This is a genomic window from Devosia sp. (assembly GCF_040509215.1).
Lineage (GTDB): Bacteria > Pseudomonadota > Alphaproteobacteria > Rhizobiales > Devosiaceae > Devosia.
The window spans coordinates 1-16300 of the sequence record NZ_JBEVLL010000142.1; the positions used below are offsets into that span (position 1 = coordinate 1).

The following is a 16300-nucleotide window of genomic DNA, read 5'->3' on the forward strand; positions in this document are numbered from 1 at the left end:
AAACAGGGGTTCCCGCTTTCGCGGGAATGACACGGTGGTTGAAGACGCGAAGTGCACTCCCTCCCCGGTGGGGAGGGAGCGTGTTTCGGTTACTCGCCCAACACAGTCCGGGCGTGCTCGGCCATGCGCTCGCCGCCGGCAGCATTGTACTCGGCGACAAAGGCATCCCACTGGTCAATCCCGGCTTCGCCAGTGACAAACTTGGCGACCCACGAGCGATAGACCTGCTCGGTCGCATCGACATCGGCGGCGTATTCGGCCGGCCAGACAAAGGCATTGTCAGCCACGAAGTTCGCCTTGATCGTATCGAGTGCTTCCTGCGCGGTGGGCGACAGCAGCGGGGTCGGCGGGGTCCAGTTGGCAGCGTTGAAGAAGCGCGCATACCAGGTCGAGATTTGGTCGGTGAAGGTCACCGCGCCGCTCGCGTCCTTGGTATATTGCGTGCCTTCAAAGCCCATGCGGTCGATGTCCTGACCTTCCTTGGAGGCCATGAAATCGAGCACCTTGAACGCTTCTTCCTTGTGCTCGGAGAGCGAGGAAATGGCCCAGCCGCGCGATTCCTTGGAAACGTCGACCGCTGCTAGACCCTGGCCGCCTGGGCCTGAGGGGATAGGCAAGAGGGTGAGGGAAATGTCCTCGCCCGGATGCGCCTGGCGCATCTTGCCCGCATAGATGTCGATCACTTCGGGCGAAGAGCCAAACACCACGCCGGCCTTGCCGGTGTAGAACTTGTCTTCCTTCACGTCGAACGTGTTGGTGACATATTCCTTGTCGAAGAGGCCCTTTTCCGCGAGCCGCGCATAGAACTCGATCTTTGCCTTTTCGGCATCGGTGACGCGCGAATTGACCCACTGACCATCGGCATTCTTCATCCATGTGCCGGTCACGCCAAACGCCTGGTTGAAGATGGAGTCCAGTTCCCCCGTATTGCCAAAGCCGGTCAGGCCCAGCGTATTGCCGGCTGTGCCGTCACCATCGAGGTCGGCGTCATGAATGGCCTGGAACAGGGCCTCATATTCTTCCACCGTCTTCGGCGCTTCGAGCCCGAGCTTTTCGAGCCAATCCTGGCGGATCACCGGCTGCGGCGCGCGCGGCGGGTAGATGTAGAGCAGGTACGGGTAGTTCGCGAGGCGGTCGACATTATGCGGCCACAGCGCGGCCTTCACGTGCTCCGAACCCTCGATATGGGCCGTCAGGTCTTCGAGAATGCCCTGGTCGGCCATCTTCTGGTCGCCGCCCTGGAAGTAGATGATGTCGGGAATATCGCCCGAAAGCAGCATGATCCCCAGCGCTTCGACATAGGCCGACGTACCGCCGGGCAGGTCGATGGTCTGGATATCGACATCCACGCCCTGCGCCTTGAGCGCGGCTTCGATGGCTTCGATTTCCTTCACGTCATCCGGATTGGTCGAAAGCAGGTCCTTGCTGACAAGGCGCAGCGTCGTCTGGGCCATGGCCGGCGCGGCAATGCCGGCCAGCATGGCAACGGCCGTCGTCGCCAGGAGCAGTTTCTTCAGTGTCATTGGTAGTCTCCTCCGTTGTTTTTAGTCACACCGCTTGCGCGGAATTTTTGGATTTTTGGCTCGGTGGCCTCCTGCCAGCGGCCCTCCTTCTCGACCCTCTCCCCCGTCGTCATTGCCCGGCTTGTCCGGGCAATCCAGCGATGCCGAGGCATCCCATGGACCACCCGGACAAGCCGGGCGCTGACGACCATCGAGAATGTCGATCGAACCAAGCGTCATCCCTTCAGTGCCCCCGACATGGTGCCCTTGGTGAAATATTTGAGGATGAGCGGGTAGATCGCCAGGATCGGCAGGATGGTGATGAAGATCATCCCGGCCTTCAGCGCACGGATGTTGATCTGCGCCAGCCCGATATTGTTGTTGGCATTGTTCGCCCCGACGATGGCGATCTTGTCGCCCTCGATCACGAACTGCCGCAGCACCACCTGCAGCGGCCATTTGGTCTGGTCGTTGAGGTAGATCATCGAGCGGAAAAACTCGTTCCAGTGCAGCACGAAGTAGAAGAGCGCGATGGTGGCAAGCGCCGGCTTGGCCAGTGGCAGCACGACCAGGAAGAAGGTCTGAAACGGATTGGCGCCATCAAGCTCGGCGGCTTCCAGCAGTTCCTTCGGAATCTCCTCGAAGAAGCGCACGAGGATGATCAGGTACCAGGCGCTGACCGCCTTGTAGAGGATCACCGACCAGGGCGAATTGAGCAGACCCATCCGCTTCATCAGGAAGTAGTCCGGAATTATGCCCGGCTCGAAGACGATGGTGACGAGCACCATCAAGAAGATCAGCCGACGCCCCGGCAGGCCGGGCCGCGACAGGCCCCAGGCCATCAGCGCCGTCCCCATCACGCCGATGATAACGCTGGTTGTCGTCATCCAGACCGAGTTGAACAGCCCGCGCTGCACATTGGGGTGCTGCAAAAGCAGCGTCCACACATCGAGCGAGAACCCATCGGGAATGATGGAGAGCCCCGAGAACCCGGCCACCTTGCTCGGATCGGTGAACGACAGGGCAAGCAGGTTCAACAGCGGCTGCAGTGTAAACACCACTAGCAGCAGCAAGGTTGAGACGATGAGCACATATTCGACCCGCTCAAGCGGGCTGCGGCGCACCTGGTTGGACATCACCACACTCCCTTGCCGGTCAGCCGCTTGCTGACGAGGTGCGACGTGACGACGAGGATCATGCCGATCACCGCCTTGAAGAGGCCGGCAGCGGTCGCCATGGCATATTCGCCCGTCGAAAGCCCCAGTCGGTAGACATAGGTGTCGAGAATATCGATGGTCGAGGCGTTGACGTCGTTCTGCATGTTGATGACCTGGTTGAGGTCGGCGCTGAGGAACATGCCCATATTGAGAATGAAGAGCGTCGCGATGGTCGGCACGATGCCGGGGATGGTGACGTGCCAGATTTTCTGCCAGCGATTGGCCCCATCCATTTCGGCCGCTTCATAAAGCTGCGGGTCGATGGCGAAGATGGCGGCGAGATAGAGCAGGCTGTCCCAACCGGCCGAGCGCCAGATTTCCGAGATCACCAGCACCCAGCGGATAGTGCCCGTATTGGTCATGTAGCTGACGGGCTGAAAGCCGAGCGCCGTCTGGATCTGGTTGACCGCGCCATCGGTGGGGGAGAGCAGGGCGATGAACACGCCCGAGATCACGACCCAGCTCAAAAAGTGCGGCAGGTAGATCGCCGACTGCAGCGTGCCGCGCAGCTTGCCGCTGCGGATTTCATTGAGCAGCAGCGCCACGATGATCGGCACGGGGAAGACGAAGAGGATCTTCATCCCCGAGATGATCAGCGTATTGGCGAGCACCTGATAAAAGATCGGCGACGAGAACAGGAGCTGAAAGTTCTTCAGCCCGACCCAGATATTGGGCGGGATGATACGGACCTGCTCGAAAGCCATCTTGGCTTCCCAGATGGGGACGTAGTGCCAGATGATGAAGAAGATCAGCCCCGGCGCCATCATGGCGTAATAGGGCCACCACTGTCGCACTTGCGCCCTGAAGGTTACCCCAGATGGTAACAGTCTGTTAGCGAACTCTCGCCCCTCGTTATCCGCAATCGCACCAGATTTGGGAACGTTCCCATTGTTGGTTACAGCAACGCGGCCAGCACTTGGTTCTGCCATTAGTCAGATCCTCCCTACCCCGCCAGTTTGCGGGGTTCGCGCGACAGATCGGCGAGCGAGGCCCGATCGATCAGCCGGCAAGGCATATAGACGCGGCCGTGTTCCGGCCGTCCTTCGATTTCGTCGAAAAGGCTCTCCACCGCCCGCGCGCCGATATCCCGGCCGGGCTTGGCAATGGTGGTGAGCCCCGGAAAGGTAAAGGCCCCCGAGGGAATGCCGTCGAACCCGAGGATCGACACATCCTCGGGACAGCGGAGCCCGCGCTCGCGCACCGCCATCATGGCGCCGATGGCCATCATGTCATTGGCCGCAAAGACACAAATGTGCCCGACATAGGCGCGGTCGAGCAGCCGCAACATGGCGAGACGCCCGCCTTCGAGCGTATATTCGCCATCCTCGATCACGAGCTGCGCGGGGTCGACATTCCGCTCGATGCTGTGCCGCTGCACGGCATTGAGGAACCGCGTCCGCGCCAGGCGCGATTTCGGGCCGACGATCAGGTTCGGCGCGTGATGTCCCTTGGACACAAGATGATCGAGCCCCAGCTCAACCGCCTGGGTAATGTCCGAACCGACGCTCGACACATCGGCAAAGCGCTCGGCGCTCGAGCCAATCAGCACGAAGGGCAGGCCAAACTTGTCGAGATCATCGAGCGCATCGGAGACCGGATTGACGATGGCCCCATCGACCCGCGCCCGGCGCAGGGCCCGCAAATGGCTCTCTTCCTTGGCCGGGTCCCAGTCCGAGGAAAATACCAGCAGGGAAACATCCGCTTCGGCCGCGCGATCCTGCGCGCCACGCGCCACATCGGCCCAGAAGGGGTTGGTGATATCGGGAATAACCAGGCCCAGCATGCCCGAGCGACCGGATCGCATGCCCACCGCCAGGTGATTGCGCTCATAGCCAACCGCCTTGGCGGCCGCGAGCACCCGCTCACGCGTCTCATCGAGAATGCTTTCCGCCCCCGCCAAGGCGCGCGCCGCGGTGCTTTTCGACACCCCGGCTCGTTCGGCCACATCGATGATAGTAGGCCGGCGCTTGCGCAACGGCAGATCCTCCGCGGTCAATTTGTCATGACCTTCGTGGGAACGTTACCACGCGTTAGCCAGATGTCAACTATCCCCCAACCACACCGCCACCAAATGCGGCTTGCGCTGGCCCTTCGTTAGCGTGTGGCTCAAGGCGTGACGCTTATCTCGCCGTTCAACCGGACCAGTTCGAAATCGCTGACACGGACCTCCACTTCCAGAGTCCATGCTCCAGGCAGCAGCAACGGCACGTCGGCCGCGCTCCAGTGGCCGGCGCCATCGTCCTCGGCAGAACGCGTCGTTGGGGCAAGGTCCGAGCCGGTCGGTGTCAACGAGACCCGCACCGCCTTGGGGGACACGACCGCGCCGTTTGCCGTCGAAAAACCGATAGTGAAATCAACGGGCCCAACCCTTGCCGGCACCATCCGGATTGCCGCAACGAGATCTCCCTCGGCAAGGCTCAGTTCCATCGTCGCCGGCTGTTCAAGGGCCAGCGCGCGTGGCGGCGGCGTAAAGCGCCACCCGGAAACGAGGCAAACAATGATGAGAATGAGAAAGATCTCGCCCATGATAGCCCGGCGCATTCGGCGAATAGCGCCGGCATCGCCCGCGGCGGCCGGCGTTGTCAGCGCCCAACGGTTCCAGCTGGCTATTGCGAAAAGCGCCGCGAGCGCGACGAGTTTGGCAGCAAGGATGGCACCATAGCCCGTTAGCCAGGCCGGGCCCGGCATGCCCAACTGCACCACGGCCAGCACGAGGCCAGACACGACCAGCGGCGCAACGGCGAAGGGAATCGCGCGGGAGAAATTGAGGAGCGCCGGTGTCGCCAAGCGGCGATCGGCGCGTAGCAGCAGGATCAACGGATAGAGCGCCCCCACCCACCAGGCGATGGCAACCACATGGAAGAACAGCGCCGGTTTCATCAGCCATTGCGGCTGGGCGGCGCTCGCATGCCCACTGAGGGTAACGGCGAGACCAACAAGAACAATGGCGACAATGCCCATGCTCTTGCCAAAGCCGTCACTCTTGACCCCGAGGGCCACAAGCGCGGCGACGAGGGCGCCCAATGCCACCACGCTCGTCTGCCCATAGACGGACACGACGCCAACGGTCCAGACGTTACCTTGCAGCATATCGCCGATGCCGAGCCCCAGAATGTCGAGACCCTGAAGGCCGATGATCAGCAGCGCTGCTCCCATACCAGCAACCGCGCTGACCCTGCTCAACCGCCGGGCCGGTTCGGGAATAACCGGGGAAAGCACGCGAAACGCCGCGCCGCCGGCCCCGAAGAAAATGCCGACATATAAAATGATCCGGGTGACCCAAAGAAGCGCCGTCACTTCGGTATGGAGCGGCACCACGCCGGCCGCGGCAGGTTCAGCGCTTGCGGCTCCGAGGGAAAAACTCGTCGTGCCGGCTATCGGGTGGCCGTCGGCAGAAATCGCCCGCCAACTGATCACGTGCGTTCCGGCCGCCTGATCGGGAGGTAGTGCGATCCTGAGAGCGTTCCCAATCGCCGACACCGTGTCGAGCGGACTACTGGCGCCATCTAGACCGACGAGTAGAACGGCCAGCGGGCTGACCGGTTCGTTGAAGGTCAGGACGAGCTCGGTTGGTGCTTCGGCGAGTACGGACCCATCCGCAGGCTGCGCGCTGAGAAGGCTCGCATGGGCGAGGGCGGGCAGCGTGAAAACGATCGTCACGAGCGCGACAACCAAGGCGGCAAGGCTACGCAAGGCCAACTCCAACTGGACGGAAAGCGCCTTCGTCATAGCGCTCTTTCACAAGCAAGGGCACTGCGTAGGCGTGTTAGCCCACATGGCGTTCGATCGCGACGCGCTGCAAGCTAAGATCGAAGCTGAGAAATTGTCGCGCAGCAAGGCCCGGACGGGCGAGTTCTCCCGCCCGTCGATCGTGCTGCGTTACATGGCGGCTTTTATGCCAGGTGTAGCCAGCTTGGGACGCGGCCGGGCAGCAATCTGTTGCTGCGCGATCAGCAGGCACGCTTCGGCGCATGGCATTGGCCGGCCGATGAAATATCCCTGCGCCGTCTCGACGCCGAGCTTGCGCAGAGCCTCGAATTCGACGGCCGACTCCACGCCCTCCGCCAGGATCTGGCTCTTGGTCTCGCGACCAAAATGTACGAGGGCCGCGGCCAGCGCGTGGCGCGCCAGATCGTCCTGGATGTTCCGGGTCAGGCTGATATCGAGTTTGATGATATCGGGCTGCAGCGCCAGGATGTGACGAAGGCTTGCATAGCCGGCGCCCGCATCGTCCACCGCGAGACGCACACCGTTGACGCGAATTTCGTTGAGGGCACGGCCAAGGGCCTCGTAGTCCGAAACGCTGGCGTGTTCGGTGATTTCAACGACGACGCGACGCCCGTCCTTGCCGGCAATGGCTTCCGCCACGGCGCCGGAAATAATCGTCTCGGGCGAGACGTTGAAGGTCAGGTAAATGTCCTTGGGGAAGAGATCAAGCAGTGCAAGACCCTTCTGAACGGCCATCATTTCGAGTTCTATGCCGAGGCCGACGGATGCGGCCATGTTGAACCAGATGTCCGGCGTCCAGCGTTCGGGGCTGGCAAAGCGCGAGAGGCATTCGAAGCCAACCAGGCGATGATCTGCAATCCGATAGATGGGCTGCACGACGATCGAGAGTTCGTCGCTGGCAAGGACTCGCTGTATCCGTTCGAGATTGGTCCGGTGCTCGGTCGTCGCGTCGATCTCACGGCCGATCAGAACCGCCGTCAGTTCGGCGACGGCGCGCATCATCTTGAGATCGCGCATATTGAGCGATGGCTGCGGCTCGGTGCTGATGCAGCAGAACATGCCGTGGGTCGTGCCATCCTGAAGCTTGATGGGCACGCTCATATGAGCGCGAATGCCCATGTCGGTGGTAAAGGGCATGCTGGCGGCGAATGGCACGTCGAGCACATCCGGCATCAGTTCGGGCAGGCGACCCTCAAGGATGTGCCTGCAATAAACGTAGTCGAGCGGCATGGAGTCGCCGGGCTTGACCACATGTTCGAGGCCTGGCGCATCGACTTCGCGAAAATAGGTTCGATCTCCGACGAACTCGGAGACGTAAGCCACCTGCATGCCAAGATGCACACGGACGGCCTCGAGGGCACGCCTCAGCGAATATTCCGCCTTGTCGTCCAAAGCGGACGATAGACCTTTGAGGTCGAAAACGTCTGGCTCGATTGCACTCATGACCAACCCCTGCTTCCCACCCACTGCAAGGCCCAGAATTTTCAGGCGAGAGGCAGGAACCTGCCATTCGCAAAAGGCCTGACGCTAGGCGCTACGGAGATACTCCAAAATAGCATCATAAAGGCAAAGGCTTAAACGTGTGTTGCCATGTTTTCGAGCATTTGGATGGGTCGCGTTAACTAAGTCTTAAAGTCTCCTAACAGTTCGTTAAACTTTTCTTAAAATTGTGCTAAAACCCTTTCTGCGGCGTCGCCAGTAGCGGCGCAACCATGGCGGGGTTGTTATGCAGTCTGAGTTTGCGTTCTTGGTGCACCCGAGAAATACGCTGCGTGCAGATATGGGGATACTGTTCGGCAAGCCCTTCTCATTAATTCCCGAAGTCATTTGGCGTAATGCGCTGAAGCATCTTCCGGTCCCGCCGATGGTTACGGGCAAGATGTCTCGTGTCGATCTGCCCGGGAAAGTCGTTGGCAGGATCATTACTGTTCCTCTTACGCCCACGCAGTTGCTTACACTGCCGCGTTCGCAGGTGCAGGGTCGCATTTCCGCAGCAATCGACAAGGCGCGTGATCTTGGCGCTTCTGTTGTGGGTCTGGGCGCGCTGACCGCGCCGGCCTCTGTTGGCGGCAAGGCCTTCGCCAAGCGCCAGGACATCGGGGTCACCAACGGCAACGCCTTTACCGCCGCCATGACGCTGCAGGCCATCGAAAAGCTGATGGGGTCGCTCGGTCAGGATCCGCTGATTGCCATTGTCGGCGCAACGGGCAGCGTCGGGTCGTGCCTGACCCGGCTCTATGCTCGCCAGCATCCGGGCCGGCTCCTCCTTGTTGCGCGTAACGAAAAGCGTCTTGAGACGCTGGCTGCGGACGTTCGCCGCGATGGCGTCGAGGCCACCGTCAGCGTTGATATGGCCGATGTCGCCAAGGCCGATCTGGTTGTTCTGCTGACATCGTCGCCCGATGCCCTCTTGCGCAGCGAACACCTCAAGCGTGGTGCCATCGTTCTCGACGACACTGTGCCGCGCAATACCGATGAACGCCTGCTGACCGAGCGTCCCGACGTTCTGATCGTGGATGGCGGGCTCGTTGAAATCCCGGGCTTTGATCTGCGTGGCTCCATCGCGCTCGCGCCCAAGCTGGCCTATGCGTGCCTCGCCGAAACCATGTTGTTGGCCCTCTCCGGTCACCAGGGGCACTTCTGCATGGGTGACGCTCAGCTCGATCAGGCAGAGCACATCCTCAAGCTCGCAAAAGAGCACGAGCACCTCGGCTTCCATCTTGCCCCGTTCCGCTCGTTTGGCAGGCTGATCGAGGATGCGCCGTCCCGGACCTTTGTCGCACCCACAGAGGAGCAGGTTATATGCGCCGCATAGTCATCCTCGGCGGCGGCTATGCCGGCCTGCACGCCTTCTCCGTCCTGCGTTCGCGCCTTGGCTCCCAGGTCGCACGCGGCGAGGTCGAACTGACGCTGGTCTCGCGCGACGGGCACCACACCTATCACGGCTGGACCGGCGAAGTGCTGTCGGGCGACCTGGCTGTGGGCAGCACATTGACCCCGATCGCGCCGATCCTGGGCAACAGCTTCGTGCAGGGCGAAGTGGTCTCAGCCGATCTGTCGGGCCGGACGCTGACCGTTCAGGGCGAGGGTGCCCCGCGGGAAATCAAGTTCGAGCATCTGGTGATTGCGGCCGGGTCCGTCGATCCCTTCGATCGTATTCCCGGGCTTGCCGAAAACGGCTGGTGCGTGAAGAATTCGCGCGACATGCAGAAGCTCGTCGGCGAGCTTGAAAGCCGGGATGCCGCCGCGCAGACGACGCGCAATGTGGTGGTCGTCGGTGGCGGACTTGCCGGTGTCGAGACAGCTTCGGCTCTTGCCGCCCGTTATGGTCGCGCCGGTTCGGGCAAGGTCAATGTCCACCTCGTCTCTTCGAGCGACAAGCTTCTGCCCTCGCTACGCCCCGACTTCACTCATATCGCCGAGACGGCCACGCGCCAGCTCCTCGACCAGGGCGTCCAGCTCCATGAGGGCGTGCGCGTCACCCAGATCGAGACCGACCATGTCGCTCTCTCGAACGGCCAGAGCGTCGCGTCCGATCTGTCGGTCGTGGCGGCCGGCGTGAGCTTTAGGGTGCTGCCTGGCACTGAATCCCTCCCGCGCAATGCCTCGGGCCAGATCATTGCCGACGAAGACCTGCGCGTCCGCGGCAGTCACAATATCTGGGTTGCCGGCGACATCGCCGCCGTGCCGCATCCGACCACCGGCGAACCCTGTCCGACCAACGCCCTTTTCGCCATGAAGCAGGGCGATTGCGTCGGCCGCAATATTGCCCGAACCATCAAGGGGCAATCGGTCAGGGGCTTCAACTTCCGCGGCCTTGGACAGGCGGCCGGTCTCGCTGGTCAGCGCGGCATTACCGAGCTGTGGGGGCTGCAGTTTACTGGCCGCCTCGCATGGGTGATCCGTGTGCTGTTCTTCGCCTGGTTCATGCCGTCCCATCGCGGCGCCCTGTCGGTGCTGTCGCATCTCTCCCAGAATGTCTGGGGCGCCGCACTGGGCGCTGTCACGGGTAGTCGCGCCTCGCGGGCACCTGTCGCCGAGCGTCCGGAGTCAGTGGTGAACCTCTCGGGTCGCTTCAGGTAGGCAATTGCGGGGCGCCATGCCTTAGGGCGCCCCCGTTTTTCCGATGCGCTGTCATGAGCGCCGAACAAGCGATATCGGCTGCGCTCTAATTCAGTTCGTCACGCTATGGCCGTGTGTTCCCCCTCCAGAAACTGACAACTGACCAGGGCGTCCGGGCGGGCACACCGACCTGATTGGCATGGGTAAGTGTCGGGATGTTTCGGGCACTATCGAACTTACGATTTGCAAAGTTAATGAGAGGGATCGCTGGGCCCTGATAAAGCTTCCCGTTTGGAGGGAATGGCCTTGGCACAGTTTCGCGTCATAGATTTGCGCTCAGGCCTTGTCGAACCCGAGCATCTCGTCAACGCTCGCTCGCCCGAAGAGGCCGTGCTGCTGGCATTGGGTGAAAAAGGCGTAAGAGGCGGCCAGAACCGTAGCCGTCTCTTTTGCCGGGTCTATTGGACCGACGCGGAGGGGCAGACAAACATGGTCAGGCTCTATCGACCCCTTTGGGAATAGCGCAGACGATGATTTCAAAGCTAGAGAAGGCGACCTTGGGCTGGAGGAGCCGGATCGGTTGAGACCACGCCGCCTCGGCGTTGCAACTCCATGTTTGCACTGAAGCGGACGTCGACGTCGCGCTCTCGCGCATATTCAACCAGCGCGTCTTCGCCAATATCCTTCCAGCTTTTGCCGCGGTCCAAACCGGTCGGTATTCTGGGCAAGAGGCCCGGCTCGTGGCTCCACAACAGGAGCTGATCGAGCGGCGCAGCGTTCAGCATGTCTCGGAGGTGGTGAGCCGTCACATAGGCGTCGGGCAGGGCGCGGTGGGCGGGCAGGCCCAATTCGTGCTCCAGGCCCTCAGGCATGCGCTGATACCGCAGCATCTGGTTTGAAAAACTTCGCAGATGCGGCCAAAGCCGGAGCGCGCATTTCCAGGTGCAGATCCACGGAACGCCACCGGCCAGTCTCGGTGAGCAATAGCGCTGCTCGAAGGCGGCGCGATGGGCTGCCAGGGCGGCCACCCCGCCTTTTGGCTGAAGCACTTCCGGCGCGATCGATTTCCAGAAGGGCGCGCCGGCAACATAGTCGTCGATGATGTGGTGTACCGCCATTGTCTCAGGCGAAATAGGTTTTCCCGGATTTACATAGAGCGCACCTCTGTCTTCGGAGAGCGACCAAGTCCGGCCATCTGTCTGCGTCACGTCCTGCCATCCGATCTCGCACACGTCGGAAGGCCCATTACCCGCTGTCTCGAGATCGATGACGCGTATCCGGGTGAAAGTCATTTGCGGCCCTCGTCGAGGTCAGATCCGGTCCATTGATGCACATGGAGACGTCATAAACAGGCAGCATGGCGAATCGGACGTCCGGCTGAGCTAGCGCTACTGTTCGCCCCTCGGCCCCAAAATTCCGGTAAGCACGGAGAGCATCGGCGGTCCGATCAGCCGGTCACGCGACCCGCAGAAAAGTGGAAGCTCGTCTGTCTCCTGCGTGGTCACGACGACCGGCACCGCCTGCTGGTCACACTCTTCCAACACGGCCTCGCAGGTGTCCGAGCCGAGATGGGTGTCGACGAAAGCGAGATCGGGTTTGTCCCGCCAGATGAGTTCCAGCGCCGAGGAACAATCCGGTGCGGGCCCAAGCACTGTATGCCCCAGGCTTTCGAGCGCCTCCTTGAGCGTTCGCGCCTGCTCCGCATTGTCTTCGACGATCAGTATTCGCGAACTGCGCATGTCTGTTTCATCCCGAATGCGAGAAGCCTAACCGTGGCAACGGTATTGGTCGTCACTCGTTCCTGTCGGCAAAGAGGAGGACAGACATGAACACCGCCAACCTGCAGATCGAAGGTCTTCTCATGGCCGTCGCCGGATTGAACCAGATGCTGGTCGCCAAGGGGATCGTCAGCGCCGGGGAGATCGACAAAACCCTGGCGCGATCGGAACAGACCGTTCTTGGCGATGATCGCGTGGTCGAGGACCTTTCTCCGGCCAATCGAGACGCCATCGCCTTCCCCATTCGGCTGCTGCGGATCGCCAACAACAGGAGCGACGGAACCGGCTCGCCCTCGTTCGCCGAACTCGCGCGCCTGGTTGGAGAGACGAAAGGCCGGGACAACGACCAGTTCTAGGCCGCTGCCGATGAAGATCGCCACTTACAACGTCAATGGCGTAAACGGCCGGCTTCCGGTACTTTTGCGTTGGCTCGACGAGTCGAAGCCGGACATCGTTTGCCTCCAGGAGCTCAAGTCGCCCGATGAGCGCTTTCCCGTAAACGCGATAGAGGCGGCGGGTTATGGGGCCATCTGGCGTGGTCAGAAGAGCTGGAATGGCGTGGCCATTCTGGCGCGCGGAACGACGCCGATAGAAACGCGCCGCGGCCTCCCCGGCGACCCCGATGATCTCCATAGCCGATATATCGAAGCGGCGGTGGCGGGTATCATCATCGGCTGCCTCTACATGCCCAATGGCAATCCGGCGCCCGGTCCCAAGTTCGACTACAAACTGAAATGGTTCGACCGTCTCCGCCGGCACGCCCAGGATATGCTGGACAGCAACCTGCCGGTGGTTCTGGCGGGCGACTACAACGTCATGCCCACCGACCTCGATGTCTATAAGCCCGAACGATGGGCAGATGACGCGCTCTTCCGCCCCGAGGTGCGCGAGGCCTACCGGCAGACGATCAAACAGGGCTGGACCGATGCGTTACGCGCCCTCCATCCCGAAGAGCGCATTTATACCTTCTGGGACTATTTCCGAAACGCCTATGGCCGCGACGCCGGGTTGCGCATCGATCACCTGCTGCTGGCCCCCTCCGTCGCCAAGCGCCTGAAGGCGGCCGGCGTCGATCGCCATGTTCGCGGCTGGGAAAAGTCGAGTGATCATGCTCCCACCTGGATCGTCCTCGAATAACCGCGCCGGGAACAGCTGATCGCTCCGCGCGTTTCCAACGCAAAGAGCCGGAGGCGGAAATGGCAGTGCGACCATATTGGAAGGGCTATCTCAAGCTTTCGCTCGTCAATTGTCCCGTGATCCTGTCCCCGGTGACCACCGAGGGCGACAAGGTCAAGTTCCACACGATCAACCGGAAGACCAATCACCGGATCACCACACGCTATATCGACTCCGTGTCGGAAAAGGTCGTCGACAAAGACCAGCAGGCCAAAGGCTATCAGAAGGCCGAAGAAGAATATGTCCTCATGGAGGATGATGAGCTCGACGCGGTCAAACTGGAAAGCGCAAGGACGATCGACATCGACGAGTTCGCCCCGGCAGACTCCGTCGAGTGGACCTATTTTGACAGCCCGTATTTCGTGACTCCTGCCGATGAGGTTGGCGAGGAGGCCTTCATCGTGATCCGTCAGGCCATGGCGAATGCCAATGTGGTCGGCATTGCAAGGCTCGTCATCAACGGCCGGGAGCGCGCTGTCATGCTCCAACCCTGGGACGAGGGCATTTTGCTCTGGACCCTGCGCTTCGGGGATGAGGTCCGCGATGAGGACGAGTACTGGAAGGAAGTCGACGACAAGCCTGTCGACAAGAAAATGCTCGCCATGGTGGAGCAACTGATCGAAAGCCGGACGACGACGTGGTCGGACGATATGGTGGAAGATCCGGTTCAGGAGCGCCTGCTCGACATCATCAAGCAAAAGCAGCCATCAAAGAAGAAGACCAAGCCCAAGGTGGTTGAAGAGGACGAGGAGATCGAGCGGCCTAACAATGTCGTCGATCTTATGGCCGCGCTCAAAAAGAGCCTTGAGGGAAAGCCCGAAGGCGCTCCCAAGAAGCAATCCCGCTAGCTCGCCTTGCGCCGCGTGGCTGAAGTGGTCCCGTCTTTGGACTTCTTTGACGTGGCAGCCTTTCGCGTTCCGGACTTTGTCGGCGTCGGCGAGGTGCCACCGGCGCTCATGCGCAGCGCTTCAAGCAGATCATTGGCCTTGGTGGTTTCCGGACGCTTGAACGGGATGATCTTGCGACCCTCGATTTTTGCTTTCACCAGCTCGGCGAGAGCATCCTCATATCGATCTTCGAACTTGCTCGGATCGAACGTACCGGCTTTGGTTTTGAGGATGTGCTGGGCAAGTTCGAGCATCTCGTCGGCGATCTTGAGCTTGGGAATGCCCTTGAATGCCTGTTTGGACGAACGAACTTCGTAGTCGAAATTGAGCGTTGTCGCGATGAGCCCCTTGCGGTGCGCACGGATCAGGACGGGCCGTAGGCGACGGAAAAGCACGGTGTAGGCAATGGCCGCAGCCTTCTTCTGCCGCAGTGCCTCCCTGATCAGCACGAAAGCTTCCTCGCCCACATCATTGGCCGGCAACAAATAGTATGGCTTGTCGAAATAGGTGGTTTCGATCTGGCTGCAGGTGATGAAGTGTTCGACCTTCAAAACCTTGTCGCTGTCGGGAACAGCCGCCGCAATCTCTTCGGGCTCGAGGATCACATATGATCCCTCATGAGCCTCATATCCTTTGACCTGATCCTCTTTGTCGACGGGCTTTTCGGTCTTGTCGTCGACATAAACGCGCTTCAACCGGTTCCCGGTCTTGCGGTTTATCATGTGCAGCGAGATGCGCTCGGACGTGGTCGCGGCGGTGTAGAGTTTGACCGGACAAACCAGCTCCGCGATCTTGATTACACCTGACCAGACGGCACGAGCAGCCATTGCGAATACTCCGAGCTTGCAGGCGGAGAACGTGCCTGCCTACCGGGGCGTTCCAAGCTGCAAGACTCAGCCGCCGAAGCTCGATAGCGGAATTTCGAGGTGAAGGCTCAATCCACCCGGAAGCCACTCTTTCGAGAGCTGTCCATTGAGGCCGCGAAGCGCGGCCTTTTCCAGCGTCGATCCGAAGCCTTCCCGCTCACTCCCCTGCTCTCGACAGGGCGCACCGCGCTCCACCCACTTGAGGTGAAGCTGATCCTCGATGATCGTCAGATCGATGGAGAGATGCCCCTCCGAAGTTGAAAGGGCGCCGTATTTGACCGCATTCGTGATCAGCTCATAAAGCAGCAGGGCAAGCGAAGTCAGCGCGCTTCCCTTGAGCGGGGCGTCCACACCCGTGATTTCGATGTGCGATGCCTGTGCATGCTGGTGTGGGGCGATCAAAGCGCGGAGGAGGGACATCACTGACGTCGCGGTTTCCCCCTGACTGTCCGTTGCCGGATCGGGCAGGGTCAACTCGTGGGCGATTGCGAGCGCGTGCAGGCGCGCGCGAAGGTCGGCATCCAGTTCCGGAAGGCTTTTGGCCTGCCTGACGCTGAGCGAGATAAGTCCGCCAGTCAGACTGAAGAGGTTCTTGATGCGATGATTGATCTCGCGCAGCATGACGTCTTTGTGGCGGGCGGCTTCTTTAAGAGCCTCGGCCTGCGCCGCCAGTTCATCGCGTTGCGCGGTAAGCAGTTGGCGCTGCCGATAGAGCTCGAAGAACACCGCGACCTTGCTGCGCAAGACGCCCGGTTCGATGGGCTTCTGGATAAAGTCGACGGCCCCTGCTTCATAGCCGCGGAACCGGCGCTGCGTATCGGCGGCGCCAGCGGTCACGAAAATGATCGGAATGCGCCGGGTCCGCTCGTTGCCTCGCATGAGTTCAGCCAGCTCGAAGCCATCGAGACCCGGCATCTGCACGTCGATCAGCGCCAAGGCGACATCATGTTCGAGCAATAGCTCCAGCGCCTCGTCACCCGACCTGGCCTTGAGAAGCAGCAAATCATCCTGGCGCAGCAATGCGTCGAGCGAGAGCAGGTTTTCTTCGAGGTCATCGACCAGGAGAAACGGAACGGGCTCCAT

16 protein-coding genes are annotated in these 16300 nt (G+C 61.1%); 6 read left to right on the forward strand and 10 right to left on the reverse strand.

Going from position 1 to position 16300, the window contains the following annotated elements; genetic code table 11:
- Window positions 1–89: 89 nt before the first annotated feature.
- The 6 genes from ABW043_RS07565 to ABW043_RS07590 form a co-directional block, all read right to left on the reverse strand.
- Window positions 90–1523, reverse strand: coding sequence for an extracellular solute-binding protein (locus ABW043_RS07565; RefSeq protein ID WP_353920610.1), 1434 nt, complete (start codon window positions 1521–1523; stop codon window positions 90–92).
- Between the two features lie 215 nt (window positions 1524–1738).
- Complete coding sequence (locus ABW043_RS07570) at window positions 1739–2638, reverse strand: carbohydrate ABC transporter permease (protein WP_353920611.1); 900 nt, start codon at window positions 2636–2638, stop codon at window positions 1739–1741.
- Window positions 2638–3513: an ABC transporter permease gene (locus tag ABW043_RS07575; RefSeq protein WP_353920612.1), complete on the reverse strand. Its 876-nt coding sequence runs from the start codon at window positions 3511–3513 to the stop codon at window positions 2638–2640. Before ABW043_RS07575 ends, ABW043_RS07570 begins: the two co-directional genes overlap by 1 nt.
- Window positions 3514–3662: 149 nt before the next feature.
- Window positions 3663–4664 (reverse strand): LacI family DNA-binding transcriptional regulator, encoded by a 1002-nt coding sequence (locus ABW043_RS07580; protein WP_353920638.1) that lies wholly within the window; start codon window positions 4662–4664, stop codon window positions 3663–3665.
- A 161-nt stretch (window positions 4665–4825) separates the two neighbouring features.
- Window positions 4826–6448, reverse strand: coding sequence for a copper resistance CopC/CopD family protein (locus ABW043_RS07585; protein ID WP_353920613.1), 1623 nt, complete (start codon window positions 6446–6448; stop codon window positions 4826–4828).
- A 150-nt stretch (window positions 6449–6598) separates the two neighbouring features.
- Window positions 6599–7891, reverse strand: coding sequence for a sensor domain-containing phosphodiesterase (locus ABW043_RS07590; protein WP_353920614.1), 1293 nt, complete (start codon window positions 7889–7891; stop codon window positions 6599–6601).
- Between the two features lie 436 nt (window positions 7892–8327).
- Here ABW043_RS07590 and ABW043_RS07595 point away from each other — a divergent pair, with 436 nt between their 5' ends.
- The 3 genes from ABW043_RS07595 to ABW043_RS07605 all read left to right on the forward strand — a co-directional run bounded on the left by ABW043_RS07595 (window position 8328) and on the right by ABW043_RS07605 (window position 11032).
- Window positions 8328–9263: a polysaccharide biosynthesis protein gene (locus ABW043_RS07595; RefSeq protein ID WP_353920615.1), complete on the forward strand. Its 936-nt coding sequence runs from the start codon at window positions 8328–8330 to the stop codon at window positions 9261–9263.
- A complete protein-coding gene (locus ABW043_RS07600; protein WP_353920616.1) occupies window positions 9251–10531 on the forward strand; it encodes an NAD(P)/FAD-dependent oxidoreductase in 1281 nt (426 codons plus the stop codon). Before ABW043_RS07595 ends, ABW043_RS07600 begins: the two co-directional genes overlap by 13 nt.
- A 285-nt stretch (window positions 10532–10816) precedes the next feature.
- A complete protein-coding gene (locus ABW043_RS07605) occupies window positions 10817–11032 on the forward strand; it encodes a hypothetical protein (protein ID WP_353920617.1) in 216 nt (71 codons plus the stop codon).
- 20 nt (window positions 11033–11052) lie between these two features.
- On the opposite strand, the gene ABW043_RS07610 is transcribed toward ABW043_RS07605, so the two are convergent.
- Both ABW043_RS07610 and ABW043_RS07615 read right to left on the reverse strand, forming a co-directional pair.
- On the reverse strand, window positions 11053–11802 hold the full coding sequence (locus ABW043_RS07610; protein WP_353920618.1) for an exonuclease domain-containing protein: 750 nt from the start codon (window positions 11800–11802) through the stop codon (window positions 11053–11055).
- Window positions 11803–11898: 96 nt separating this feature from the next.
- Window positions 11899–12249 carry a response regulator gene (locus tag ABW043_RS07615; RefSeq protein ID WP_353920619.1) on the reverse strand — a complete coding sequence of 117 codons (351 nt, stop codon included), beginning with the start codon at window positions 12247–12249 and terminating at the stop codon, window positions 11899–11901.
- An 86-nt stretch (window positions 12250–12335) separates the two neighbouring features.
- Between ABW043_RS07615 and ABW043_RS07620 the strand changes: the two genes are divergently transcribed.
- The 3 genes from ABW043_RS07620 to ku (ABW043_RS07630) are packed head-to-tail and all read left to right on the forward strand — an operon-like array spanning window position 12336 to window position 14312.
- Window positions 12336–12644 (forward strand): hypothetical protein, encoded by a 309-nt coding sequence (locus ABW043_RS07620; protein WP_353920620.1) that lies wholly within the window; start codon window positions 12336–12338, stop codon window positions 12642–12644.
- A gap of 10 nt (window positions 12645–12654) precedes the next feature.
- On the forward strand, window positions 12655–13425 hold the full coding sequence (xth, locus tag ABW043_RS07625; RefSeq protein ID WP_353920621.1) for an exodeoxyribonuclease III: 771 nt from the start codon (window positions 12655–12657) through the stop codon (window positions 13423–13425).
- Between the two features lie 59 nt (window positions 13426–13484).
- Complete coding sequence (gene ku / locus ABW043_RS07630; protein ID WP_353920622.1) at window positions 13485–14312, forward strand: non-homologous end joining protein Ku; 828 nt, start codon at window positions 13485–13487, stop codon at window positions 14310–14312.
- Here the strand turns inward: ku (ABW043_RS07630) and ku (ABW043_RS07635) are convergent.
- Window positions 14309–15178, reverse strand: coding sequence for a non-homologous end joining protein Ku (gene ku, locus ABW043_RS07635; RefSeq protein WP_353920623.1), 870 nt, complete (start codon window positions 15176–15178; stop codon window positions 14309–14311). The genes ku (ABW043_RS07630) and ku (ABW043_RS07635) overlap by 4 nt on opposite strands.
- 66 nt (window positions 15179–15244) lie before the next feature.
- Window positions 15245–16300 carry a response regulator gene (locus ABW043_RS07640; RefSeq protein ID WP_353920624.1) on the reverse strand — a complete coding sequence of 352 codons (1056 nt, stop codon included), beginning with the start codon at window positions 16298–16300 and terminating at the stop codon, window positions 15245–15247.

Coding starts and splice junctions, on each gene's coding strand:
- ku (WP_353920623.1), bottom strand. CDS start 15,178: ATGGCTGCTCGTGCCGTCTGGTCAGGTGTAATCAAGATCGCGGAGCTG.
- ABW043_RS07585 (WP_353920613.1), bottom strand. CDS start 6,448: ATGACGAAGGCGCTTTCCGTCCAGTTGGAGTTGGCCTTGCGTAGCCTT.
- ABW043_RS07620 (WP_353920620.1), top strand. CDS start 12,336: ATGAACACCGCCAACCTGCAGATCGAAGGTCTTCTCATGGCCGTCGCC.
- ABW043_RS07565 (WP_353920610.1), bottom strand. CDS start 1,523: ATGACACTGAAGAAACTGCTCCTGGCGACGACGGCCGTTGCCATGCTG.
- ABW043_RS07595 (WP_353920615.1), top strand. CDS start 8,328: ATGTCTCGTGTCGATCTGCCCGGGAAAGTCGTTGGCAGGATCATTACT.
- ku (WP_353920622.1), top strand. CDS start 13,485: ATGGCAGTGCGACCATATTGGAAGGGCTATCTCAAGCTTTCGCTCGTC.
- ABW043_RS07610 (WP_353920618.1), bottom strand. CDS start 11,802: ATGACTTTCACCCGGATACGCGTCATCGATCTCGAGACAGCGGGTAAT.
- ABW043_RS07570 (WP_353920611.1), bottom strand. CDS start 2,638: ATGTCCAACCAGGTGCGCCGCAGCCCGCTTGAGCGGGTCGAATATGTG.
- ABW043_RS07590 (WP_353920614.1), bottom strand. CDS start 7,891: ATGAGTGCAATCGAGCCAGACGTTTTCGACCTCAAAGGTCTATCGTCC.
- xth (WP_353920621.1), top strand. CDS start 12,655: ATGAAGATCGCCACTTACAACGTCAATGGCGTAAACGGCCGGCTTCCG.
- ABW043_RS07600 (WP_353920616.1), top strand. CDS start 9,251: ATGCGCCGCATAGTCATCCTCGGCGGCGGCTATGCCGGCCTGCACGCC.
- ABW043_RS07640 (WP_353920624.1), bottom strand. CDS start 16,300: ATGGAGCCCGTTCCGTTTCTCCTGGTCGATGACCTCGAAGAAAACCTG.
- ABW043_RS07615 (WP_353920619.1), bottom strand. CDS start 12,249: ATGCGCAGTTCGCGAATACTGATCGTCGAAGACAATGCGGAGCAGGCG.